At 71.2% G+C, this 23127-nt stretch carries 21 protein-coding genes; 14 read left to right on the plus strand and 7 right to left on the minus strand.

Annotated elements, in window-relative coordinates:
* Nucleotides 1-163 (minus strand): cyclic nucleotide-binding domain-containing protein (locus ACTWQR_RS52265; RefSeq protein ID WP_443232126.1); only part of this gene is annotated, 163 nt, incomplete at its 3' end.
* Nucleotides 164-799: 636 nt separating this feature from the next.
* Here ACTWQR_RS52265 and ACTWQR_RS52270 point away from each other — a divergent pair.
* The gene (locus ACTWQR_RS52270; protein WP_443234419.1) at nucleotides 800-1735 is read left to right on the plus strand and encodes a HipA family kinase; all 936 of its coding nucleotides are present in this window, start codon (nucleotides 800-802) and stop codon (nucleotides 1733-1735) included.
* 4 nt (nucleotides 1736-1739) lie between these two features.
* Complete coding sequence (locus ACTWQR_RS52275) at nucleotides 1740-2051, plus strand: SelT/SelW/SelH family protein (protein WP_443234420.1); 312 nt, start codon at nucleotides 1740-1742, stop codon at nucleotides 2049-2051.
* A 28-nt stretch (nucleotides 2052-2079) separates the two neighbouring features.
* Here the strand turns inward: ACTWQR_RS52275 and aceB are convergent, their stop codons facing one another.
* Nucleotides 2080-3705 (minus strand): malate synthase A, encoded by a 1626-nt coding sequence (gene aceB / locus ACTWQR_RS52280; protein WP_443234421.1) that lies wholly within the window; start codon nucleotides 3703-3705, stop codon nucleotides 2080-2082.
* A 202-nt stretch (nucleotides 3706-3907) separates the two neighbouring features.
* Nucleotides 3908-4507 (minus strand): nucleotidyltransferase family protein, encoded by a 600-nt coding sequence (locus ACTWQR_RS52285; protein ID WP_443234422.1) that lies wholly within the window; start codon nucleotides 4505-4507, stop codon nucleotides 3908-3910.
* A gap of 221 nt (nucleotides 4508-4728) precedes the next feature.
* On the opposite strand from ACTWQR_RS52285, the gene ACTWQR_RS52290 reads away from it, so the two are divergent.
* Nucleotides 4729-5043 carry a DUF5955 family protein gene (locus ACTWQR_RS52290; RefSeq protein ID WP_443234423.1) on the plus strand — a complete coding sequence of 105 codons (315 nt, stop codon included), beginning with the start codon at nucleotides 4729-4731 and terminating at the stop codon, nucleotides 5041-5043.
* Between the two features lie 66 nt (nucleotides 5044-5109).
* Here ACTWQR_RS52290 and ACTWQR_RS52295 read toward each other — a convergent pair whose 3' ends face one another.
* A complete protein-coding gene (locus ACTWQR_RS52295; RefSeq protein ID WP_443234424.1) occupies nucleotides 5110-5913 on the minus strand; it encodes an IclR family transcriptional regulator in 804 nt (267 codons plus the stop codon).
* A gap of 279 nt (nucleotides 5914-6192) precedes the next feature.
* On the opposite strand from ACTWQR_RS52295, the gene allB reads away from it, so the two are divergent.
* Together allB and alc are read left to right on the plus strand one after the other, a co-directional pair.
* Nucleotides 6193-7590: an allantoinase AllB gene (allB, locus tag ACTWQR_RS52300; protein ID WP_443234437.1), complete on the plus strand. Its 1398-nt coding sequence runs from the start codon at nucleotides 6193-6195 to the stop codon at nucleotides 7588-7590.
* A gap of 98 nt (nucleotides 7591-7688) precedes the next feature.
* Nucleotides 7689-8831, plus strand: a complete 1143-nt coding sequence (gene alc, locus ACTWQR_RS52305; protein ID WP_443234425.1) for an allantoicase — start codon at nucleotides 7689-7691, stop codon at nucleotides 8829-8831.
* A gap of 169 nt (nucleotides 8832-9000) precedes the next feature.
* Here alc and ACTWQR_RS52310 read toward each other — a convergent pair whose 3' ends face one another.
* Nucleotides 9001-9732, minus strand: a complete 732-nt coding sequence (locus ACTWQR_RS52310) for an SDR family oxidoreductase (protein WP_443234426.1) — start codon at nucleotides 9730-9732, stop codon at nucleotides 9001-9003.
* Between the two features lie 242 nt (nucleotides 9733-9974).
* Here ACTWQR_RS52310 and ACTWQR_RS52315 point away from each other — a divergent pair, with 242 nt between their 5' ends.
* Both ACTWQR_RS52315 and ACTWQR_RS52320 read left to right on the plus strand, forming a co-directional pair.
* The gene (locus ACTWQR_RS52315) at nucleotides 9975-10604 is read left to right on the plus strand and encodes a dihydrofolate reductase family protein (protein WP_443234427.1); all 630 of its coding nucleotides are present in this window, start codon (nucleotides 9975-9977) and stop codon (nucleotides 10602-10604) included.
* Between the two features lie 140 nt (nucleotides 10605-10744).
* On the plus strand, nucleotides 10745-11137 hold the full coding sequence (locus ACTWQR_RS52320) for a ribonuclease domain-containing protein (protein WP_443234428.1): 393 nt from the start codon (nucleotides 10745-10747) through the stop codon (nucleotides 11135-11137).
* Between the two features lie 72 nt (nucleotides 11138-11209).
* Here ACTWQR_RS52320 and ACTWQR_RS52325 read toward each other — a convergent pair whose 3' ends face one another.
* Nucleotides 11210-11416, minus strand: a complete 207-nt coding sequence (locus ACTWQR_RS52325; protein ID WP_443234429.1) for a hypothetical protein — start codon at nucleotides 11414-11416, stop codon at nucleotides 11210-11212.
* Nucleotides 11417-11679: 263 nt separating this feature from the next.
* Here ACTWQR_RS52325 and ACTWQR_RS52330 point away from each other — a divergent pair, with 263 nt between their 5' ends.
* From ACTWQR_RS52330 to ACTWQR_RS52340, 3 genes are all read left to right on the plus strand, one after another.
* Nucleotides 11680-12915 (plus strand): sensor histidine kinase, encoded by a 1236-nt coding sequence (locus tag ACTWQR_RS52330; RefSeq protein ID WP_443234430.1) that lies wholly within the window; start codon nucleotides 11680-11682, stop codon nucleotides 12913-12915.
* A 154-nt stretch (nucleotides 12916-13069) separates the two neighbouring features.
* The gene (locus tag ACTWQR_RS52335; RefSeq protein WP_443234431.1) at nucleotides 13070-13741 is read left to right on the plus strand and encodes a response regulator; all 672 of its coding nucleotides are present in this window, start codon (nucleotides 13070-13072) and stop codon (nucleotides 13739-13741) included.
* A gap of 94 nt (nucleotides 13742-13835) precedes the next feature.
* A complete protein-coding gene (locus tag ACTWQR_RS52340; protein ID WP_443234432.1) occupies nucleotides 13836-15020 on the plus strand; it encodes a cytochrome P450 family protein in 1185 nt (394 codons plus the stop codon).
* 198 nt (nucleotides 15021-15218) lie between these two features.
* Here the strand turns inward: ACTWQR_RS52340 and ACTWQR_RS52345 are convergent, their stop codons facing one another.
* A complete protein-coding gene (locus tag ACTWQR_RS52345; protein WP_443234433.1) occupies nucleotides 15219-16232 on the minus strand; it encodes a Gfo/Idh/MocA family protein in 1014 nt (337 codons plus the stop codon).
* A gap of 128 nt (nucleotides 16233-16360) precedes the next feature.
* Between ACTWQR_RS52345 and ACTWQR_RS52350 the strand changes: the two genes are divergently transcribed.
* The 4 genes from ACTWQR_RS52350 (at nucleotide 16361) to ACTWQR_RS52365 (ending at nucleotide 22184) form a co-directional block, all read left to right on the plus strand.
* Complete coding sequence (locus ACTWQR_RS52350; protein ID WP_443234438.1) at nucleotides 16361-17098, plus strand: GntR family transcriptional regulator; 738 nt, start codon at nucleotides 16361-16363, stop codon at nucleotides 17096-17098.
* 247 nt (nucleotides 17099-17345) lie between these two features.
* Nucleotides 17346-18530 (plus strand): ROK family glucokinase, encoded by a 1185-nt coding sequence (locus tag ACTWQR_RS52355; RefSeq protein ID WP_443234434.1) that lies wholly within the window; start codon nucleotides 17346-17348, stop codon nucleotides 18528-18530.
* Nucleotides 18527-19108, plus strand: coding sequence for a sugar kinase (locus ACTWQR_RS52360; RefSeq protein WP_443234435.1), 582 nt, complete (start codon nucleotides 18527-18529; stop codon nucleotides 19106-19108). The genes ACTWQR_RS52355 and ACTWQR_RS52360 overlap by 4 nt, the downstream gene beginning before the upstream one ends.
* 94 nt (nucleotides 19109-19202) lie before the next feature.
* A complete protein-coding gene (locus ACTWQR_RS52365) occupies nucleotides 19203-22184 on the plus strand; it encodes a DEAD/DEAH box helicase (RefSeq protein ID WP_443234436.1) in 2982 nt (993 codons plus the stop codon).
* Nucleotides 22185-23127 lie beyond the last annotated feature (943 nt).

Below are 23127 nucleotides of genomic sequence, written 5' to 3' on the forward strand. Positions count from 1 at the left end.
CGACGGTGCCGGTACGGATGATCCAGAACCGGTCGGCGCGGCCGCCTTCTTCGAAGAGGCGGGTGCCCTGCGGGAACGACACCTCCCGGGCGAAGCGCATCAGCCGCTGCCGGTGTTCGGCCGACAGCGCCCGCAGCATGCTGGCGGTGGCGGGAGCGTTCATGGCGACCTCCAGTGACGGCGTTCGGACCTGCCACCTCCAGCGTGTGCCCGTGCCCCCTCTCGGGCCATGGGCCACCCGGCCCCATAGCCGGGCCACCCGGTACCCCGAAAGGGTCCTGCGGCCCCCGGCCCGGATGCTCGATGAAAACGGGAGACTTCTCGTACTCCCTCCGGAAGGATGCCGCCGGCACCTTCCCGGCATGCCCGAACGGCCCCGCCAACCCGCGAACACCTGTGTCAGAGGCGGCCGCCACGGCAGCTCGGATCCTTTTCCCCCGCTGTTCGCAGCCGCCGGGTCCCGTTCCTGCTCAGGCGACCCCCGGGCGCCGCAGCCACCTGTTCGGGGCGCGGCGCATCCGGTCGAAGCGGACGGGCATCGCCTCCGGGTGGTGACTCGGGCGCGGCGGCTCGGGCACTCCTCGCCGGTGGTCACCCTTGGTTACTATGTGCACTTCATGCCGGAGGCCGGAAGCAGGGGGTGGACGGCCGTTGACGGGCCCCTCGGGGGGCAGGGGGTCCGCATGCCGGTCGAAACTCCCCAGATTCTCCCCAGGGCTGATGATGGACACTTGCCACTGTTGTGTGCGTCTGAGGTGGGCGTGGATTGCAAGGCTAAAGAGAAGAGCGGCCTGAGAAAATGCTGAGAGAGGTCACCGCAACCCGTTATGTCGCGCCCCTGCGATCCGGCGGCTCCGTGCCCGGAGTCGTCGAGGCCGACGACCTGGGGACGTACGTCGTGAAGTTCACGGGCTCGGCGCAGGGGCGGAAGGCGCTGGTCGCCGAGGTGATCGTGGGCGAGCTGGCGCGTGCCCTGGGCCTGCGCTTCCCCGAGCTGGTCCTCGTGGACTTCGACCCGGCCGTCGCCGAGCACGAGCCCCACCAGGAGGTCCAGGATCTGCTCCGTGCCAGCGCCGGGATCAACCTAGGCATGGACTGTCTGCCGGGCGCCCAGGACTTCACGACGGAGACCGCGAGGACGTTCCCCGTCGACCCGCTGGAGGCGGGCAAGATCATCTGGCTGGATGCCCTCACGGTCAACGTGGACCGTACGACGCACAGCTCGAACCTGATGGTCTGGCCCACGTTCGGTATCGCACCGCCGCGGCTCTGGCTGATCGACCACGGCGCGGCCCTGGTCTTCCACCACCGCTGGGACACGTCGTCACCGGAGAAGGCGTACGACTTCCGGCGGCACGCGCTGGGCGGCTACGCCCCGGACACACGCGCGGCCGACGCCGAACTCGCCCCGCGGGTGACGCGGGAACTCCTGCGCGAGGTCGCGGCCGAGGTCCCCGACGCCTGGCTCGCGGCACTCATGGAAGAGGAGTCGGGCTTCGCTTCCCCCGACGAGGTGCGCGCGGCCTATGTCGACTATCTGAGCGCCCGCGTGAAGGCTTCCGCGGCCTGGCTCCCCACGGACTTCCCCACCCGCGAACAGCTCGCCGCCGAGGACGTCCACCGAGCGGCGAAGACCCAGGAAGGCCGGCCGGACTGGCTGAAGCGGGTCCCCGACCTGCACGGCAAGCCCGCGGCCGAGCAGGACTGGTCCGTGCACTTCGAGAGGAAGCCCTGACCCCGTGACCGCCCCGACTTCCCCCACCTCCGCCACATCCCCGACCTCCCCGCACCGCGTCCAGATCGAGTACTGCACCCAGTGCCGCTGGCTCCCCCGAGCCGCCTGGCTCGCGCAGGAACTCCTCACCACCTTCGAACAGGAGCTGACCGAGCTCGCGCTCAAGCCCGGCACCGGCGGCGTCTTCGTCGTACGGGTCGACGACGAGGTGATCTGGGACCGCCGAGAGCAGGGCTTCCCGGAGCCGACCGCCGTGAAGCGGCTCGTACGCGACCGAGTGGCCCCGGACAAGAGCCTGGGCCACTCGGAGAAGTGAGGCCTCGGAGAAGCGAGAGCTGGTCGGCTCAGCCGACCAGCTGCTCGTACGCCGGCAGGGTCAGGAAGTCCGCGTAGTCCTCGTCGAGGGCCACCTTCAGGAGCAGGTCGTGTGCCTGCTGCCAGTTGCCGGCCGCGAAGGCTTCGTCGCCCAACTCGGCCCTGATGTTCGCCAGTTCCTCGGTGGCGACCTTGCGGGCCAGCTCCGGCGTGGCCTTCTCGCCGTTCTCGAATTCGACGCCCGCGTTGATCCACTGCCAGATCTGGGAGCGGGAGATCTCGGCGGTGGCCGCGTCCTCCATGAGGTTGAAGATGGCGACGGCGCCGAGGCCGTGCAGCCAGGCCTCGATGTAGCGGATGCCGACCTGGACAGCGTTCACGAGACCCGCGTACGTCGGCTTGGCTTCGAGCGAGTCGACGGCGATCAGGTCGGCCGCCTTGACGTCGACGTCCTCGCGCAGGCGGTCCTTCTGGTTGGGCTTGTCGCCGAGCACCGCGTCGAAGGAGGCCATCGCGATCGGGACCAGGTCCGGGTGCGCGACCCAGGAGCCGTCGAAGCCGTCGTTCGCCTCGCGGTCCTTGTCGGCCTTGACCTTCTCGAAGGCGACCTTGTTGACCTCTTCGTCGCGCCGGGACGGGATGAACGCCGCCATGCCGCCGATCGCGTGCGCGCCGCGCTTGTGGCAGGTGCGGACGAGCAACTCGGTGTAGGCGCGCATGAACGGGGCTGTCATCGTCACCGCGTTGCGGTCCGGGAGGACGAACTTCTGCCCGCCGTCACGGAAGTTCTTGATGATGGAGAAGAGGTAGTCCCAGCGGCCGGCGTTCAACCCCGAGGCGTGGTCGCGGAGTTCGTACAGGATCTCCTCCATCTCGTACGCCGCCGTGATCGTCTCGATCAGGACGGTGGCGCGGACGGTGCCCTGCGGAATGCCGACGTAGTCCTGCGCGAAGACGAAGACGTCGTTCCAGAGGCGGGCCTCCAGGTACGACTCCGTCTTGGGGAGGTAGAAGTACGGGCCCTTGCCCAGGTCGAGCAGGCGCTGCGCGTTGTGGAAGAAGTACAGGCCGAAGTCGACGAGCGCGCCGGGAACGGGCGTGCCCCCGGAGTCGACGAGGTGGCGCTCGTTCAGGTGCCAGCCGCGCGGGCGCGTCACGACCGTCGCCAGTTCCTCGGGGGACTTCAGGGCGTACGACTTGCCCGTGCGCTCGTCCGTGAAGTCGATGTTCCGGGTGTACGCGTCGGTCAGGTTGAGCTGGCCCAGGATCACGTTCTCCCAGGTGGGTGCCGAGGCGTCCTCGAAGTCCGCGAGCCAGACCTTCGCACCCGAGTTGAGGGCGTTGATGGTCATCTTGCGGTCGGTGGGGCCGGTGATCTCGACGCGGCGATCGTTCAGCGCCTCGGGTGACGGGGCCACCTTCCAGGAGTCGTCCGCGCGGATGGCGGCCGTCTCCGGGAGGAAGTCGAGCGTCGAAGTGCGGGCGATCTCGGCACGGCGCTCCCCGCGGCGGGCGAGGAGCTCGTCGCGCCGGGGCGTGAACCGCCGGTGCAGCTCGGCCACGAAGGCGAGGGCCGCGTCGGTGAGGACCTCTTCCTGACGGGGCAGGGGCTCGGCGTCGACGATGGCCAGCGGGGACGGCGCTGGTGCGGACATGAGCTGTCACTTCCTTCAGCGAGCTGACGTGAGTACACCGCGACACTGGGTGCCAGGGGCCCCAGTTGCGGCCGACGGCGCCTGGAGGGCGGTCAGGCGCTTCTGATCAGTGGATACTAGTTTCCTCATGGTGGAAGTTCAATGTTTTGTTGATGTCGAGATTCTCCGGGTCGACGGAACGTGGCGCTCAGTGCCACCCCGCTCACTCAAGGTGGACGAGGTCGGCCTCCGTGTCGATGTCGTACGCCTGCGCCACATCCCCGCACTCGACGAGTCTGATCGCGTCCTCGTGGTCCTTGAGGTAGGCGCGGGCCCCGCGGTCGCCGGTCGCCGTCGCCGCGATTCCCGCCCAGTGGTCGGCACCGAACAGCACCGGATGCCCGCGTACCCCGTCGTACGCGGCCGATACGAGCGTCGCGGGCGACTCGTACGCGGCGAGCACACGCGCCACCGCCTCCGCCCCGATCCCCGGCTGGTCGACGAGCGAGACGAGGGCCGCCCGCGCGCCCGTCCCCGCGAGGGAGGCGAGCCCGGCCCGCAGGGAGGAACCCATGCCGTCCTCCCACTCGGGGTTGTCGACGAGGACGCAGCCGGGCAGTGCGGCCCCGGAGCGCACGGCGTCCGACCGCGCGCCGAGGATCACATGGACGCGGGTGCAGCCGCCCTCCCGCAGGGCCCGGGCCGCGTACTCCACCAGAGGGCGGCCCCGGTGCTCCAGGAGCGCCTTGGGGCGTCCGCCGAGGCGCCGCCCTCCGCCGGCGGCCAGCAGCAGCCCGGCGACCTGCTCGTTGTTCTCCGTCATGTTCTCTGCATACCGGACCCGGCGCGAGCGCGCCCCGGAACGCGTGTGTGCTTCATGATGTCCGAGGGCTGAATTTCGGTCCTCGCGGTGGCGCCCACCGCGCCGGGTGGCGTTTACTGGCCCGCGTCCCCCGGTGCCTGACCAACGCCACGGGATGTTCGGCGAGAGTGACAGTGCGAGCCCGATGGACGGCGCACAAAGGCGTGCGAGGGGGGAGAGCTGTGTTGCGGAGCTTGGGGCAGAGGCCAGTGACCGGCAGCGACGAGGACCCGAAAGTGGCGGAGTTGCGAACCGCGGTGTCCAGGCTGCGCCGCGAACTCGCCGCGCACCCGGCCGAGTTCCCTGACCGCGGCATCGCGGAGGACGAGCTCGCGGCGCTCGCCGCGATGGCCGTCAGCGGCATGCCGGAGGTTCCCCGCCTGCGTCGCTCGCTGCTCCTGATCGCCGGTTCCATAGGCTCGGTCAGCGCGCTGGCCGCGGGCCTCGCGGACGTACGCAGCGCGGTTGACCTCTTCGGCGAGCCGCCGCGACGCTGAGTCCGGCGGCCCGGCAACTCCTTTGCACTACGCCAATTGAGGCGTACGTACGTCAGTCGAGGGCTCTCAGGCCGCGGGCCCCGAACTCGCCAGCGCCGCCGACAGCTCCACCGCGACCTGCTGGAGCACGGGCACGATCTTCTCCGTCGCCGACTCCGTGACGCGGCCGGCCGGCCCCGAGATCGAAATCGCCGCGGCGGTGGGGGAGTTGGGCACGGAGACGGCCAGGCAGCGGACGCCGACCTCCTGCTCGCTGTCGTCCACCGCGTACCCGGCACGCCGTACCTCTTCGAGCGCGGTGAGGAAGTCTTCGGGCCTGGTGATCGTCTTGTCCGTCGCGGCGGGCATGCCCGTACGGGACAGGAGTGCGCGCACCTCGTCCGCCGGGACGCCGGCGAGCAGGGCCTTGCCGACGCCCGTCGAGTGCGGCAGCACCCGGCGGCCCACCTCGGTGAACATCCGCATCGAGTGCTTGGACGGCACCTGCGCCACGTACACGATCTCGTCGCCGTCGAGCAGCGCCATGTTCGCCGTCTCGCCGGTCTCCTCGACCAGGCGGGCGAGGTAGGGGCGGGCCCAGGTGCCGAGCAGTCGGGACGCGGACTCGCCGAGGCGGATCAGGCGCGGGCCGAGGGCGTACCGTCGATTGGTCTGCTGGCGTACGTAACCGCAGGACACCAGCGTGCGCATCAGGCGGTGGATGGTGGGCAGCGGCAGCCCGCTGCTCGCGGAGAGTTCGCTCAGACCGACCTCGCCACCCGCGTCCGCCATCCTCTCCAGCAGGTCGAAGGCGCGCTCGAGGGACTGGACGCCACCGCCGGAGGCGGACGATTTGGCGGCGTCGGTGGTGCTGGCGCTGGACGACGGCACGGGCGCGGTCCTTTCGAGCGGGCGGGCGAAGTCGCAGCCTACCCGGCAGTTGGTTGACTGCACGGTTGTGTGTAGTTACGTTCTGCGTGCCGAAATTTTAATTCCACTTTGCGGAAACGTCCAGAGAGAGTCCCAGGTGGCGGACAGTGGAGGGGTGACTCTTGACGGCGTGAGGTGTGGAGTGAAGACTCCTTCAACAGAACGTTGAATTCCGTTACGTGGAAGTAAACAGCGGAAGTAAAACGGCGGCAGAGAGGGGTCCGGGTGTCCGACGACGGATTGGTCGAAGAGGGCGGATCGGCCGGAGGCGAAGGATCGGCCGAGGGCGAAGGATCGGTCGAACTGGTGCTGCGCTCGACGCGCGTCATCACTCCCGAAGGGACGCGCGCGGCCTCGGTCGCGGTCGCCAGGGGGAAGATCACGGCCGTGCTCGCGTACGACGCCGAGTTGCCCGCCGGGGCCAGGCTCGAGGACTTCGGCGACGACGTCCTGCTCCCCGGCCTCGTCGACACCCACGTGCACGTCAACGACCCGGGCCGCACGGAATGGGAGGGCTTCTGGACCGCCACCCGCGCCGCGGCGGCCGGCGGCATCACGACGCTGGTCGACATGCCCCTCAACTCCCTTCCGCCGACCACGACGGTGGACCACCTTCGTACCAAGAAGGACGTCGCCCGGTCCAAGGCGCACATCGATGTGGGCTTCTGGGGCGGAGCCCTGCCCGACAACGTCAAGCACCTGCGGCCGCTGCACGACGCGGGCGTCTTCGGCTTCAAGGCGTTCCTGTCGCCCTCCGGCGTCGACGAGTTCCCCGAGCTGACCCAGGAGCAACTCGCCCAGTCGCTGGCCGAGATCGCCGGATTCGACGGCCTGCTGATCGTGCACGCCGAGGATCCGCACCACCTCGCGGCGGCCCCCCAGCTGGGCGGGCAGAAGGCCATCAAGTACGCGGCCTTCCTCGCCTCGCGCCCGCGCGATGCCGAGGACACCGCCATCGCGAACCTCATCGCCCAGGCCAAGCGCCTCGACGCGCGCGTGCACGTGCTCCACCTGTCGTCCAGCGACGCGCTGCCGCTGATCGCCGCCGCCAAGAGCGAGGGCGTACGGATCACGGTGGAGACCTGTCCCCACTACCTCACGCTCACCGCCGAGGAAGTACCGGACGGGGCAAGCGAGTTCAAGTGCTGCCCGCCCATCCGTGAGGCCGCCAACCAGGACCTGCTGTGGCAGGCGCTGGCCGACGGCACGATCGACTGCGTCGTCACCGACCACTCGCCGTCGACCGCCGACCTGAAGACCGACGACTTCGCCACCGCGTGGGGCGGTATCTCCGGGCTCCAGCTCAGCCTGTCCGCGATCTGGACCGAGGCGCGCAAGCGCGGACACGGCCTGGAGGACGTGGTCCGCTGGATGTCCTCGCGCACGGCGCGACTCGTCGGCCTCGACCATCGCAAGGGCGCCATCGAAGCCGGCCGTGACGCCGACTTCGCGGTCCTCGCGCCCGACGAGACCTTCACCGTCGACCCTGCCGCGCTCCAGCACCGCAACCGGGTCACGGCGTACGCGGGTCGGACCCTGCACGGTGTCGTCAAATCCACCTGGCTGCGCGGCGAACGCATCATGACCGACGGTGAGTTCGCCGAGCCGAGCGGTCAACTCCTGTCCCGGCAGCCGTAGCCCATGCATGACATGCGCGTCATGCCCCTCACGCATGTCATAGGCGTCCCAGCACCCGCACCCGCAGCGGCCGACCCTGAAAGGCAGATCTGATCACCGTGACGGAGATTCCCCACTTCACCGGCGACGCGAAACCCTACGGAGGCGGCGACCCGTACGCGGACCACCGCACCGCCGACTTCCCCTTCACCCAGCACGCCAACCTCGCCGACCGGCAGCTCGGCGCCGGTGTCATCGCCGCCAACGACGAGTTCTTCGCCCAGCGCGAAAACCTGCTCCTGCCCGCGCGGGCCGAGTTCGACCCCGAGCACTTCGGGCACAAGGGCAAGATCATGGACGGCTGGGAGACGCGCCGCCGCCGGGGTGTCTCCGCCGAGCACCCGTGGCCCACGGCCGACGACCACGACTGGGCGCTCGTACGCCTCGGCGCTCCCGGAGTCGTACGCGGCATCGTCGTCGACACCGCTCACTTCCGTGGCAACTACCCGCAGGCGGTGTCGGTCGAAGGAGCCTCGGTGCCCGGCTCCCCGTCCCCCGAGCAGCTCCTCGGGGACGATGTGAAGTGGACAACTCTCGTACCCCGTACGGCGGTTGGCGGCCACGCGGCCAACGGGTTCGCCGTCGACATCGAGCAGCGCTTCACCCACCTCCGCGTCAACCAGCACCCCGACGGGGGCATCGCGCGCCTGCGGGTGTACGGCGAGGTCGTACCCGATCCGAAGTGGCTGTCGGTCCTCGGCACGTTCGACGTCGTCGCCCTGGAGAACGGTGGCCAGGTCGAGGACGCGTCCAACCTCTTCTACTCACCCGCCACCAACACCATCCAGCCCGGCCGCTCCCGCAAGATGGACGACGGCTGGGAGACGCGGCGTCGGCGCGACCAGGGCAACGACTGGATCCGCTACCAGCTCGTCGCCCGGTCCGAGATCCGCGCGATCGAGATCGACACGGCGTATCTGAAGGGCAACTCGGCGGGCTGGGCGTCGGTTTCGGTGCGCGACGGCTCGGAAGGTTCGGACGGCTCGGAAGGTTCGGACGGCGCGTGGACGGAGGTCCTGCCCCGCACGCGGCTCCAGCCCGACACCAACCATCGCTTCGTGCTCGCCGCTCCTGCCGTCGGTACGCACGCGCGCGTGGACATCTTCCCGGACGGGGGGATCTCGCGGCTGCGGCTGTTCGGCTCGCTGACGGTGGAGGGGGCGGGGCGGCTGATGGCGCGGTATCAGGAGCTCGGGGGGTGAGGCCGGGGTGTTTCGCCCCCGCCGCCCCTACCCGTTCCATCCCTGGGGGCTGCGCCCCCAGACCCCCTTTCGGCCTGGACGGCCTCGTCCTCAAACGCCGGACGGGCTGAATTTCAGCCCGTCCGGCGTTTGAGGAGCGGGGGTTCGGGGGCCGGCCCCCGAAACGGCGTCAGGCCGCATGCCCCCCGTCCACCGCGAACTCCGCCCCCGTGACGTACGCCGCCTCCGCCCCCGCCAGATACGCCACCACCGACGCCACCTCATCCACCGTCCCGAAACGACCCACCGCGGTCATCGCCGCCTGCCCGGCCGCATACGGCCCGTCCGCGGGGTTCATGTCGGTGTCGATCGGCCCGGGATGGACGATGTTCGCGGTGATCCCACGCTCACCCAGCTCCCTGGCCAGGGCCTTCGTCAGCCCGATCAGGGCCGATTTGCCGGTGGTGTACAGGGTGCCGCCGGGGCCTGGTACGCGCTGAGACATGCACGTACCGATGGTGATGATCCGGCCGCCGCTTCCCATGCGGGCGGCCGCCGCCTGGGAGGCGAGGAAGACGCCTCGCACGTTCACGGCGAGGACCCGGTCGACGTCGGCGAGGGAGAGGCTGTCCAGCGGTCCGAGCAGCCCCACGCCCACGTTGTTCACCAGGACGTCGAGGCCGCCGAGCGCCTCTGCCGCGCGGTCCACGGCCGTCGCCGCCTCCTCCGCGTCGGCGGAGTCCGCGCGGAGGGCGAGCGCCCGCTGTCCCAGCGCCTCGATCCGCCCGACGACGTCGTCCGCGGCCTCCTTGTCGCGCACGTAAGTGAGGGCGACGTCCGCCCCTTCCTGGGCGAGCCGTACCGCGATAGCCGCGCCGATCCCGCGGCTGCCGCCGGTCACCAGAGCCGTTGTTCCGTTCATGGTCGCTTGTGAGGTCATGGGTCCATCCCAGCGGCCACGACACCGAAGTGCTGGCGGCCAACGGACACCGAGGTCACTCGTGTGTGGCTCGACAGACCGGTCCGGGGACGGCCGATGAGTTGCGGGTGCCTGCGGGGTCTGAGCTGATGACAGGAAAACGCACGGAGCCGGACACCCACCCGGGAGTCAGCCGGACACGCACCCGGGAAGTCAGCCGGACACCCAGGAAGAAGGCACCCGCCATGGGCAAACTCACCCTCACCAGCTTCGTCACCCTCGACGGCGTCCACCAGGCCCCGGGCGGTCCCGACGAGGACCGTCGCGACGGCTTCGAGCACGGCGGATGGAGCGTCCCGTACGGCGACGAGGACTTCGGTCGGTTCATCGACGAGGTCTTCGGCCGTGTCGGCGCCTTCCTGCTCGGCCGCCGCACGTACGAGATCTTCGCCGGGCACTGGCCCAGGGTCACCGACCCGGCCGACCCGGTCGCCTCGAAGCTCAACGCCCTGCCCAAGTACGTCGCCTCGTCGAGCCTCACGAAGCCCGACTGGGCCGGCACCTCGGTGATCCGAGGCGACCTCGCCAAGGAAGTCGCCGCGATCAAGGAGGACACCGAAGGGGAGGTGCAGATCCACGGCAGCGGCGCCCTCGCCCAGTCCCTGCTGGCGCTCGACCTCATCGACACCGTGCACCTGCTGTCCTTCCCCGTCGTGCTCGGCACCGGCCGCCGTCTCTTCGCCGAAGGCGGCGTACCGACCGCGTTCAAGCACACCGGGGCGCGCATCACGAGCGCGGGCGTCGCCATCCACACGTACGACCTGGCGGGCCGCCCGGAGTACGGCACGTACGAACTTCCGGAAGAGACCGCGTAGGGCCCGTAAGCGCCCCCGTGGAGACGGTGCGGGGGCATCGGGCGGCAGGTTAACTCCCGGAAAATTCATCCGACTTGCGGGACGAAATTACCGAACTTGACATTGACATGTCATGGTCTACGCGCGTCATGCTAGATGCCATGAGATTCCCCCCACGTACCACTCGCATCGGCGCTCTGGTCGCACTCACCTCCGCCCTGCTCGTCGGCGGCGTCGCCACGGTTCCCGCGAACGCGGCGGCGACCGCGGTCGGGAACATCTGTTACAGCGCGCTGCCGTCCCAGGCGCACGACACGCTCGACCTCATCGAGTCGGGCGGTCCCTTCCCCTACGACCAGGACGGCACCGTCTTCCAGAACCGGGAAGGCATCCTGCCGTCCCAGAGCACCGGGTACTACCACGAGTACACGGTGATCACCCCTGGCTCGTCCACGCGCGGTGCGCGCCGCATCGTCACCGGCGAGGAGACCCAGGAGGACTACTACACCTCCGACCACTACGCCTCGTTCAGGCTGGTCAACTACAGCTGCTGACCGGTACGTACGAGCCGTAGGACCCCTACGGAACGTGGAACTCACACGGTTCGCCAGAAGCCCGATGAGCGCTCATCCGGGTTTCCGGCTCTCGGCGACCGCGAACAGCGCGAACGACAGCACCAGCAGCGCGATGCTCCCGTAGATCTCGTAGCCGTCGAGGAAACCGAGCCGTTGCACGAGGCCCCAACCGCGCAGCCAGCCGGTGATCTCGTGCACCAGGCCGACCCCGCCCTGTAGGAGGGCGATCACGCCGAGAAACTCCAGAAGCTGCTTCATCCAAGGATCCTCGCCCCGCGGACCCCCCACGCTCATCGGCCGCGGGGCGAGGTATGTCCGACCGAAGTCCCGTACCGGCTTGGCCGACTGCGTCCAAAGTCTCCGGCGTTGCGACTTTGGTCGGCGATCGGGCGCACCGGGCGGTGGGAGCGGGTGTCGGTGCGTAGATTTGTCGACCGTGAGTGGCAATGAGTGATAAATCGCCGACGCCCGGGTCGCAGTCTCCGCCGGGGCCACTGCCCGTGACGGAGTCATTCCCTCTGGTGGGGCGGGTGCCTCTGGCGGGGCGGCGGTGGCTGCTGCCGTCGGCCGTCGCCGACGAACTCGATCCCGACCGGAGGCGGAAGAACGGGCGTCCGCGGCGTACCGCGCGGGACTGGGTCGTCGACTTCACGTGCTTCCTGCTGGCCGTCGTCATCGGGCTGCTGGGCGCGGACGCGTTGCCCCGGGAGCCCCACACGCCGTACGCGCTCGAAGTCGTCGACCAGTGGCTCGGGGCGTTCGCCTGCGCCGCGATGTGGCTGCGGCGGCGCTGGCCGCTCGGTCTCGCGGTGGCGATGGTTCCCGTCCAGTTCGTCTCGGTCACAGCGGGCGGGGCCGCGGTGATCGCCCTCTTCTCGCTCGCCGTGCACCGGCCCTTCAAGTACTCGGCCTGGATCGCCGGGATCTCGATGGCGGTGGTGCCGGTCTTCTACTGGCTGCGTCCCGATCCCGATCTGCCGTATTTCGCGTCCATCCTGCTCGGCGTGCTGCTGACCGTCGCGGTGGTCGGGTGGGGCATGTTCGCGCGGTCCCGGCGGCAGCTTCTGATGAGTCTGCGGGACCGGGCGCGGCGGGCGGAGACCGAGGCGGCGCTCCGGGCCGAGCAGGCCCAGCGGCTGGCCCGGGAGGAGATCGCGCGCGAGATGCACGACGTACTGGCTCATCGGCTGACCCTGCTCAGCGTGCACGCCGGAGCGCTGGAGATCCGCCCGGACGCACCTCGGGCGGAGGTCTCGCGGGCCGCCGGGGTGATCCGGGAGAGCGCGCACGAGGCCTTGCAGGATCTGCGGGAGATCATCGGGGTGTTGCGGGCGTCAGGTGACGGCGGCGACGAGTCGGGGCGCCCGCAGCCGACGCTCGCCGCACTGGAAGGACTGGTCTCCGAGAGCCGCGAGGCCGGCGTGAAGGTCACACTCGACAACCGCGTCACCGACGCCGCCACCGTTCCCGCGTCCGTCGGCCGCACCGCGTACCGCATCGCCCAGGAGGGCCTGACCAACGCCCGTAAGCACGCCCCAGGTGCGGAGGCCACGGTCACCGTGTCCGGGGCGCCGGGCGACGGCCTCACAGTGTCCGTACGCAACCCGCCGCCTCCCGGAGACGTCCCCCATGTCCCGGGTTCCGGCCAGGGACTGATCGGCCTGACGGAACGGGCGACGCTCGCGGGGGGACATCTGGAGCACGGGCCGGAGGAGGACGGGGGGTTCCAGGTGTGGGCGTGGCTGCCGTGGGGCTGAACCCCGACTCCCTGGCCGAGAGCGGCACACGGCCCCTGTCCGGCGGTGCGCGGGACGAAATCACCGACCTCGGCCGCCCATGCCGCGGGCCGGTGGGGGCTTGTCGCGCGGTTTCCCGCGTTCGCCGGCGGAGCGGTGTCACTACGGTGGGCCCATGATTCCGATCCGTCTGCTCCTGGTCGACGACGACCCGCTGGTCAGGGCCGGCCTCTCCTTCATGCTGGGCGGTGCCGACGACCTGGAGATCGTGGGCGAGGCCGCCGACGGCAGCGAGGTCGAGGAACTCGTCGACCGCACCCGCCCCGATGTCGTGCTCATGGACATCCGGATGCCGACCGTGGACGGCCTCTCCGCCACCGAACGGCTCAGGAGCCGCGAGGACGCCCCCCAGGTCATCGTCCTCACCACCTTCCACGCCGACGACCAGGTGCTGCGGGCGTTACGCGCGGGCGCGGCAGGCTTCGTCCTCAAGGACACACCGCCCGTGGAGATCCTCGCGGCGGTACGGCGGGTCGCGGCCGGTGATCCCGTGCTCTCGCCCACCGTCACCCGGCAGCTGATGGAACACGCCGCGGGCGCCGCGCTCGACACTCGGCGTACAAGGGCCCGTACCCGAATCGCCGCGCTCAACGACCGTGAACGCGAGGTCGCCGTCTCGGTCGGCCGGGGCCGCTCGAACGCCGAGATCGCGGCCGAACTGTTCATGAGCGTCGCCACGGTGAAGACGCACGTCTCCCGCATCCTCGCCAAGCTCGAGCTCAACAACCGTGTGCAGATCGCTCTGTTGACGTACGACGCGGGGCTTTTGGAGGAGGACGGCCACTAGGGGACGACCACTGGGAAGAACGGGCACTCGTCGGTGGTCGTGGGCGTTGGAGTTGGAGGGGGAGAGGGCAGGAGAGGGGCATGGGGGAGAGCGGGTGGCGGAAGTGATCGACCTGGGGGAGTACGGGGCGAGGTTCAGAGAGGACCCGCATCCCGTGTACGCGGAGCTGCGTGCGCTCGGACCTGTGCACCGGGTGCGGCTGCCGCCGCCCGACGAGCACCATGAGACCTGGCTGGTCGTCGGGTACGAGGAGGCGCGGGCCGCGCTCGCCGATCCGCGCCTCGCCAAGGACGGCCAGAAGATCGGCGTCACCTTCCTCGACGAGGAGCTGATCGGCAAGTACCTGCTGACCGCCGATCCGCCGCAGCACACGCGGCTGCGGGCGCTGATCGCCCGCGAGTTCACGATGCGCCGGGTGGAGACGCTGCGGCCGCGCGTCCAGGAGATCACCGACGCACTCCTCGACTCGATGCTGCCCCGCGGCCGGGCCGACCTCGTCGAGTCCTTCGCCTACCCGCTGCCGCTCACCGTCATCTGCGAGTTGCTCGGGGTGCCGGACATCGACCGGGCGGCGTTCCGCGCGATGTCGACCGAGGCGGTCGCGCCCGTCAGCGCGGAGAGCGCGTACGACGCGTTCGCCCAACTCGCCGCGTACCTCACCGACTTGATCGAGGACAAGCGGTGCGCGGGACCGGCCGACGACCTGCTCAGCGGACTCATCCGCACGACCGCGGAGGACGGCGACCGGCTCTCCGCGGAGGAGTTGCGCGGCATGGCGTTCGTGCTGCTCATCGCGGGTCACGAGACGACGGTCAACCTCATCTCCAGCGGCGTCCACGCGTTGCTCACCCACCCCGGTCAACTCGCCGCGCTGCGAGCCGACATGACGCTCCTCGACGGCGCCGTCGAGGAGATGCTGCGCTACGAAGGGCCGGTGGAGAACGCCACGTTCCGGTACGCCGCCGAACCTCTCGACATCGCCGGCACGGCCGTCGGGTCGGGTGAGGCGGTGATGATCGGCCTCACCGCCGCCGACCGCGACGAGTTCCGCTTTCCGGCCCCCGACCGCTTCGACATCCGTCGCGACACCCGTGGCCACGTCGCCTTCGGCCACGGCATCCACTACTGCCTCGGCGCCCCGCTGGCCCGCCTCGAAGCCCGCGTCGCCCTCCGCGCACTGCTGGACCGCTGCCCGGACCTGGCCCTCGACGGCCCGCCGAGCGGATGGTTGTCGGGGATGTTGATGCGGGGGGTGCGGCGGCTGCCGGTGCGTTGGTAGGGATAGCGGCGTGCGCGCGATGCCCGCGGACGCTGTCGCCGAGCGCCGAGCGCCGAGCGCCGAGCGCCGAGCGCTGTGGCCCAGGGCACGGTGCTGCCCGCGCAGGCACCCTGACGTCAGTCCCGGCCGCCTGTCGGTCCCGGCCGTCCGTCAGTCCCGCCGTCCGTCAGTCCCGCCGTCCGTCAGTCCCGCCGTCCGTCAGTCCCGCCCTCCCGGAATCTCCATCAGGGACACCAACCGGCGCTCGCGCCGCGACAGTTCGCACGCCTCGGCGATCCGCAGCGCATGCAGCGCCTCGCGCCCGTCGCACGGATTGGCCCGCTCCCCGCGCACCACCTCGACGAACGCGTGCAGCTCGGCCTCGTACGCGGGCCCGAACCGCTCCAGGAACCCCGTCCACGGCTTGTCCGCCGCCGGCAACCCGGCCGGTTCCGTGGAGGCGATCGGCGTCCGGTCGTCGAGCCCGACCCCGATCTGGTCGAGCTCCCCGGCCAGCTCCATGCGGACGTCGTACCCCGCACCGTTCAGCCGGGTCGCCGTCGTAGTGGCGAGCGTGCCGTCGTCCAGAGTGAGGACGGCCGCGGCCGTGTCGATGTCGCCCGCCTCGCGGAACATCGCGGGTCCGGCGTCCGAACCCATCGCGTACACCTCGGTGACCTCATGCCCTGTCACCCATCGCAGGATGTCGAAGTCGTGCACCAGACAGTCCCGGTACAGACCGCCGGAGAGCGGGAGGTACGCGGCCGAGGGTGGCAGCTGGTCGGACGTCATCGCGCGCACGGTGTGCAGCCGCCCGAGACGCCCGGAGCGCACCGCCTCGCGCGCGGCCGTGTAGCCGACGTCGAAGCGCCGCTGGAAACCCATCTGCAGGATCGTTCCGGCGGCCTCGACCTCGGCGATGGCCGTGAGCGTGCCCGGCAGGTCGAGCGCTATGGGCTTTTCGCAGAACACCGGAAGTCCGGCCCTTGCTGCCCGACCGATCAGTTCGGCATGGGCCGACGTGGCCGTGGTGATGACCACGGCGTCCACACCCCAGGTGAAGATCTCGTCCACGCCGGGCGCCGCCGTCGCGCCCAGGCGGTCCGCGAGCTGACGAGCCCGTGCGGTGTCCGCGTCCGTGACGATGAGCGAGCCGCCGACCTCACGGTGACGACTGAGAGAGGCCGCGTGAAATGTCCCAATACGACCCGTTCCGATGAGTCCGATGCGCATGGGAACAACCTGCGGGTGAGCGGAGTACTTGTCAACTGTTTGTCCGGACAACCGAACTTCACAACTTCCCGTCATCATTCACCGGAGCTACGCTCGGCCCCGTGCCCAAACCAGATGAGGATCCGAAGGTGCCGCTTCAGCTCAGCGTCGACCGGAACAGCCCGGTGCCGCTGTACTTCCAGCTGTCCCAGCAGCTCGAAGCCGCGATCGAGCACGGCGCCCTGACCCCCGGCAGCCTGCTGGGCAACGAGATCGAGCTCGCCGGACGCCTCGGCCTGTCCCGCCCCACGGTCCGCCAGGCCATCCAGTCCCTCGTCGACAAGGGCCTCCTCGTCCGCCGCAGGGGCGTCGGCACCCAGGTCGTGCACAGCCAGGTCAAGCGCCCGCTGGAGCTCAGCAGCCTCTACGACGACCTGGAGGCGGCCGGCCAGCGTCCGGCGACCCGGGTCCTCGTCAACACGGTCGTCCCGGCGTCGGCCGAGGTCGCGGCCGCCCTCGGAGTCGCCGAGGACAGCGACGTGCACCGAGTGGAGCGGCTGCGGCTGGCCCACGGCGAGCCGATGGCGTACCTCTGCAACCACCTGCCCCCCGCTCTCCTCGACCTCGACAGCGCACAGCTGGAGGCCACCGGCCTGTACCGGCTGATGCGCGCCGCCGGCATCACCCTGCACAGCGCCCGCCAGTCCGTCGGCGCCCGCGCCGCCACGGCCGTGGAGGCGGAGCGCCTCGGCGAGCCCGAGGGCGCCCCGCTGCTCACCATGCAGCGCACCACGTTCGACGACACCGGCCGAGCGGTCGAGTTCGGCTCCCACACATACCGCGCCTCGCGCTACTCCTTCGAGTTCCAGCTGCTCGTACGTCCCTGAGCCGATACCCGCCAGATGGGCGGGAGGCGCGAGCTTGACGATGTGCGCCACGAGCCGGCGAACGCCGCACCCTGAGGTGCCCCTTTCAAGGGCGCGAGCTGTGACATTCGCGGCTTTGCCGCAGCGCGCGACCAGCCACGGCGGACCCGTAGCTCACCAACGGCCGGCAGCTTTCCAGGGCAGCCGCGAGCCCGGCGAAGGGGCTCCGCCGTGCGGCGTAGCGTCGGCGTGGGGCAGAATCGGCGCGATGAGCACATACCGCGATCTCGCACTGCCCCGGGCTCTCGGCTCCGCCCGAGCGAGTGGCGCCCCCATCGGCTCCCGCTCGGCCACTGTCCTGCGCACCGTGGGCACGCGCGAGCGCCGTTCACACCTGACGGCGCCCCGCGTTCCCACCGTCGGCATCGACATCGGCGGTACGAAGGTGATGGCGGGCGTCGTCGACGCGGACGGCAACATCCTGGAGAAGGTCCGCACCGAGACGCCGGACAAGTCCAAGAGTCCCAAGGTCGTCGAGGACACCATCGTCGAGCTGGTCCTGGACCTCTCCGACCGGCACGACGTGCACGCGGTCGGCATCGGCGCGGCCGGCTGGGTCGACGCCGACCGCAACCGCGTCCTGTTCGCGCCCCACCTGTCGTGGCGCAACGAGCCCCTCCGGGACCGCATCTCCGGCCGCCTCGCCGTGCCCGTCCTGGTGGACAACGACGCCAACACCGCCGCCTGGGCCGAGTGGCGCTTCGGCGCGGGCCGTGGCGAGGACCATCTCGTCATGATCACCCTCGGTACCGGCATCGGCGGCGCAATCCTGGAGGACGGCCAGGTCAAGCGCGGAAAGTTCGGCGTCGCCGGTGAGTTCGGCCATATGCAGGTCGTGCCCGGCGGCCATCGCTGCCCCTGCGGCAACCGCGGCTGCTGGGAGCAGTACAGCTCAGGCAACGCGCTGGTCCGCGAGGCCCGCGAACTCGCCGCCGCCGACTCCCCGGTGGCGTACGGGATCATCGAGCACGTCAAGGGCGACATCTCCGAGATCACGGGCCCGATGATCACCGAGCTGGCCCGCGAGGGCGACGCGATGTGCATCGAGCTGCTCCAGGACATCGGCCAGTGGCTAGGGGTCGGCATCGCGAACCTCGCGGCCGCCCTCGACCCGTCCTGCTTCGTCATCGGCGGCGGCGTCAGCGCGGCCGACGACCTGCTGATCGGCCCCGCGCGGGACGCGTTCCGCCGCCACCTGACCGGCCGTGGCTACCGCCCCGAGGCCCGGATCGCCCGCGCCCAGCTCGGCCCCGAGGCCGGCATGGTCGGCGCCGCCGACCTCGCGCGGCTCGTCGCCCGCCGCTTCCGCCGGGCCAACCGGCGCCGGGTGGAGCGCTACGAGCGGTACGAGCGCTTCGCCGAGTCGCGCCGTTCCGCACAGGAGTCGCTGTGACGGCTTCGCTGCCCCGCCAGGCCTCGCCCCCGGACGAGCCACCGAGGCCGGCCGAGGACCGGGGCCACATGATCCGCCGCCGCGCGCTGACGCTGCTGATCATCGTGCTGCTCATCGGCGTCCCGGCCGGTTATCTGGTGATCTCCGCCAACCAGAGCCGGGACAGCGGCAAGGACAAGGCAGAGAAGTACTCGGCGAGAGGTCTCACCGAGGAGTGGCCCTCCCGGGTCCAGCGCCGCCTCTACCAGGTGCCCATCCCGCCGTACTCGGACGACGTCGCCTACTACGAGACGAACAACTGGCGGACCAGCAGGCTGTACGCCCAGTTCCTCACCAGCGACGAGGGCCTCGACAAGTTCCTCAAGGGCATCGGCACCAACCGCGCCGCCCTGAAGAAGGACCACCTCGCCATCAGCGCCCGCGACCAGAGGGTCGTCCGCTGGGACTTCACCGGCCCAGGCCCCTGGTCGGGCCTCACCCGTACACAGAAGAACCCGACGCCCACCAAGACCATCGTCGTGAACTGGTCGAAGCCCGGTCACCCCATGGTCTACGTGGTCTCCAGAACGACCCCTTGACCCCTGCCGCCCCGCCGCCGGGCCGGATTGTCAGACCCGGCCCGTAGAGTCGAAGACGAGTGATCCGACTGGGGCGAGGGAGGTGGCTGGACGTATGGGTGAGGGCACGACGGGGTCTGTGATCGGTGGTGCGCCACTGCCGACGTCGGCCGCCGGGGAGACGCCGACCGCAGTCGATCACGCGGGATCCGCCGCGACGGCCTGGGCGGCGCCGAAGTCCCCTGCCCCGCCTGCCCCTGGGCCCGTCCCCGGAGGCGACGGCGTGCCCGTGCGGCTCGCCGCCGTCTTTCTGCCCGCGGCCCTGCCGCGCGACGGGCGGATCGCCTTCTGGGATCCGGACGGCGGGCCGCTGCCGCCCGGCGAGCAGACGGACCTCACCGTCGTACGGAGCCACGGTGCCGGAGTCCGCAGGGGATCGGCGCCCGCGCTGACGCTGCCGGTCGCCGGCGCCCTGCCGTTGCTCGTACGGGCCCGGCGGGACCCTGCCGCCCATCCCGCCACCGCCTGCTGGGGAGCCGCCGCACTGCACGCGCTGCGGCTCGTGGCACGCGGGCGGCTGCTGCCCGGCCTGACGCCCGACGGATACGACGCGTGGCGTGCCGGACCGCTGGACCCCGACGACATCGCCTACCTGAGGGCGGTGGCCGCGGCCCTCCCGTACGAGGGACACGCCGTACCGCTGCCCGGCCGCGGCCCGCTCCAGGTGCCCGATCCGGAAGCGCTGATGCGTGCCTTCCTGGACGCGGTCGCCGACACCCTGCCCCGCACGGCTGCCGCGCCGTACGCCGTGGGGAAACCGTTCGCGGCGAGCGAGCCCCAAAGGCTGCCGGGCGCCCAGGACTGGGCGGCGGAGGTCGCCGCGGGCATGGACGCGGGCGTACGGATCTCGCTGCGCCTGGACCTCTCCGCGTACGAGCTCTTCGACGACAGCGAAAACGCGCGACGGGCGGGCGCCGCCATCGTCCAGGTGCACAGCCTCGCCGACCCCACCCTCGTGGTCGACGCCGCGGCCCTGTGGTCGGGGGACGCGGACGCGACGTTCGGGCCGCGCGCCCGCGTCGACGCGGCGCTGGCCGTGCGCCGGGCCGCCCGCGTCTGGCCGCCCCTGGACCGACTGTCGGCTCAGGACGCGCCGGATGTACTCGCGCTGTCCGAGGGCGAGTTGTCGGACCTGCTCGGCGTCGCGGCAACGCGGCTGGGCGCGGCCGGGGTGGCCGTGCACTGGCCCCGTGACCTCGCCCAGGACCTGAGCGCGGCCGCGGTGGTGCGCCCGGCACCCGGTTCGGCCACGGACGGCACGGGCTTCTTCGAGAGCGAGGAACTGCTCCAGTTCCGCTGGCAGTTGGCGCTCGGCGGCGATCCGCTCTCCGAAGCCGAGATGGACGCCCTGGCCGAGGCGCACCGCCCTGTCGTGCGGCTGCGGGACCAGTGGGTGCTCGTCGACCCGGCCCTCGTCCGCAAGGCCCGCAAACGCGAACTGGGCCTGCTCGACCCGGTCGACGCCCTTTCCGTGGCGCTCACCGGGACGGCGGAGGTCGACGGCGAGACGGTCGAGGCGGTGCCGGTCGGCGCGCTGGCCGCGCTGCGCGACCGGCTGACGGCGGGACTGCGCCCCGCCGAGCCACCGGCGGGCCTGAAGGCGACCCTTCGCGACTACCAACTCCGCGGACTGGCCTGGCTCGACCTCATGACCTCGCTCGGCCTCGGCGGCTGCCTCGCCGACGACATGGGGCTCGGCAAGACGGTCACCGTCATCGCCCTCCACCTGAGGCGGGCGCGCACCGAGCCGACCCTCGTCGTCTGCCCCGCCTCGCTGCTGGGCAACTGGCAGCGGGAGATCGAGCGCTTCGCCCCAGGCGTGCCCGTCAGCCGCTACCACGGGCCGGGCCGCTCCCTGGAGGACCTGGGCACCGGTTTCGTGCTCACCACCTACGGCACGATGCGGTCGGCGGCACCGCGGCTCGCCCAGCAGAAGTGGGGCATGGTCGTCGCGGACGAGGCACAGCACGTCAAGAACCCGTACTCGGCGACGGCCAAGGCACTGCGGACGATCTCGGCACCGGCCCGGGTCGCCCTGAGCGGGACGCCCGTGGAGAACAACCTCTCCGAACTCTGGGCCCTGCTCGACTGGACGACTCCCGGACTGCTCGGCCCCCTGAAATCCTTCCGCGCCCGGCACGCGCGCGCGGTGGAGAACGGCGAGGACGAGGAGGCCGTGGCCCGCCTCGCCCGGCTCATCCGCCCATTCCTCCTCCGCCGCAAGAAGTCCGACCCGGGCATCGTCCCCGAGCTGCCTCCCAAGACGGAGACGGATCACCCCGTCCCCCTCACCCGTGAACAGGCCTCGCTGTACGAGGCGGTGGTCCGCGAGTCGATGCTGGCGATCGAGACCACCGAGGGGATCGCCCGGCGCGGGCTGGTCCTGAAGCTCCTCACCTCGCTCAAACAGATCTGCGACCACCCGGCGTTGTACCTGAAGGAGGACGCCGGGGGACCGGGGGACACCGGGGCACGTACCAGCGGAGCGGGCACCGCTCGCCTCGCTGCCCGCTCCGGCAAACTGGCCCTGCTCGACGAGCTGTTGGACACGCTGCTCGCCGAGGACGGCTCGGCCCTCGTCTTCACCCAGTACGTGGGAATGGCCCGAATGATCACGACCCACCTCGCGGCCCGAGCGGTTCCCGTCGAACTCCTCCACGGCGGCACGCCGGTGGTGGAACGCGAACACATGGTGGACCGCTTCCAGAGCGGAGCCACGCCGATCCTGGTCCTGTCACTGAAGGCGGCCGGCACGGGCCTCAACCTCACGCGGGCGGGCCATGTCATCCACTTCGACCGCTGGTGGAACCCCGCTGTCGAGGAGCAGGCCACCGACCGCGCCTACCGCATCGGCCAGACCCAGCCCGTCCAGGTCCACCGCCTCATCACCGAGGGCACCGTCGAGGACCGCATCGCCGAGATGCTCGCCTCCAAACGAGCCCTGGCCGACGCGATCCTCGGTTCCGGTGAGGCTTCCCTGACCGAACTCACCGACCGTGACCTGTCCGACTTGGTGTCCCTCCGGAGGTCCACGTGATGTCTCCGACGGATGGGCCGGGTATGCGGCGCACGCCGGACGCGCAGGGCGTGCCGGACGTATCGCCGGACGAGCGCTCGTCGGCTGAGCCTGACGCGTCCGCCGAGCCGTCTCGGTCGGCTCGGCCCCATGTGCCGGACGAAGTCCGTGCGGCTGGTCGGCCCGCCTTGTCCGGCGGGGCAGGCCCGGGCGGCGGGGCGCCCCTGCCAGGGGAGCCGGATTCGGGTGGCGAGGTGGGGCCCGGGGGTGGTTCGGGCTCAGAGGTGTCTCCGGTGGACGAGCCGCGCTCGGCCGGAGAGGACCGGCCCGCCGACGTGGCCCGGCGTGCCCTGCGGGCGGCACGGAGCGGTGACGCCGGGGCAGCCGGCGGCGGCTCGGCGGAGGGGAACTCGGCTGCGTCGGGCGCGCGATCGATGACGTCTGGCAGGGGCCAAGGAGCCGCCGAGGGGGCCGCATCGCGCGGGTCCCGGCCGGGGGACGTGGCGCGGGAGGCCTTGCGACGGTCGGCAGGTCGCAGCAGTGGCGGTGGCAGTGGCGGCGGCTCCACCGCCCGGACGGAGGATGCGCAAGGAGCAGCGCCGGGTGTCCACGGTACGGAGGGTCCCGGGGCCGCTGCCGAAACGCCGGTGACCGGTCGGTCCGACGCCGGTCGGTCTGACGCCGGTGGGTCTGATGCCGGTGGGTCCGACGCTGGTGGGTCCGACGCTGGTGGGTCCGACGCCGCCGGCGCTCCGCGTCCCGGTGACGTGGCCCGTGAGGCGTTGCGCGCCGCGCGAACCAAAGCGGAGCGGGAACGAACTAGCGCCCGGGCCGACGGAGTTGAGGGACGGAGCCGACCGGACGGTGCTGGGCCCACTGCCTCCGGGCGGCACCCGAGCTCGGCGAACCGCCGCGCGGCGGCGCGAGTCCAGGAGCTGGCCGACCGACTGGGCGGCACTTTCGA

Source organism: Streptomyces sp. 2A115 (genome assembly GCF_052245575.1).
GTDB lineage: Bacteria > Actinomycetota > Actinomycetes > Streptomycetales > Streptomycetaceae > Streptomyces.

What these genes read in the sequence shown, in the direction of transcription:
- ACTWQR_RS52355 (WP_443234434.1), top strand. Translation starts at nt 17,346, where the DNA reads ATGAGCACATACCGCGATCTCGCACTGCCCCGGGCTCTCGGCTCCGCC.
- ACTWQR_RS52320 (WP_443234428.1), top strand. Translation starts at nt 10,745, where the DNA reads ATGAGATTCCCCCCACGTACCACTCGCATCGGCGCTCTGGTCGCACTC.
- ACTWQR_RS52310 (WP_443234426.1), bottom strand. Translation starts at nt 9,732, where the DNA reads ATGAACGGAACAACGGCTCTGGTGACCGGCGGCAGCCGCGGGATCGGC.
- ACTWQR_RS52365 (WP_443234436.1), top strand. Translation starts at nt 19,203, where the DNA reads ATGGGTGAGGGCACGACGGGGTCTGTGATCGGTGGTGCGCCACTGCCG.
- aceB (WP_443234421.1), bottom strand. Translation starts at nt 3,705, where the DNA reads ATGTCCGCACCAGCGCCGTCCCCGCTGGCCATCGTCGACGCCGAGCCC.
- ACTWQR_RS52285 (WP_443234422.1), bottom strand. Translation starts at nt 4,507, where the DNA reads ATGACGGAGAACAACGAGCAGGTCGCCGGGCTGCTGCTGGCCGCCGGC.
- ACTWQR_RS52325 (WP_443234429.1), bottom strand. Translation starts at nt 11,416, where the DNA reads ATGAAGCAGCTTCTGGAGTTTCTCGGCGTGATCGCCCTCCTACAGGGC.
- ACTWQR_RS52335 (WP_443234431.1), top strand. Translation starts at nt 13,070, where the DNA reads ATGATTCCGATCCGTCTGCTCCTGGTCGACGACGACCCGCTGGTCAGG.
- ACTWQR_RS52345 (WP_443234433.1), bottom strand. Translation starts at nt 16,232, where the DNA reads ATGCGCATCGGACTCATCGGAACGGGTCGTATTGGGACATTTCACGCG.
- ACTWQR_RS52315 (WP_443234427.1), top strand. Translation starts at nt 9,975, where the DNA reads ATGGGCAAACTCACCCTCACCAGCTTCGTCACCCTCGACGGCGTCCAC.
- ACTWQR_RS52270 (WP_443234419.1), top strand. Translation starts at nt 800, where the DNA reads ATGCTGAGAGAGGTCACCGCAACCCGTTATGTCGCGCCCCTGCGATCC.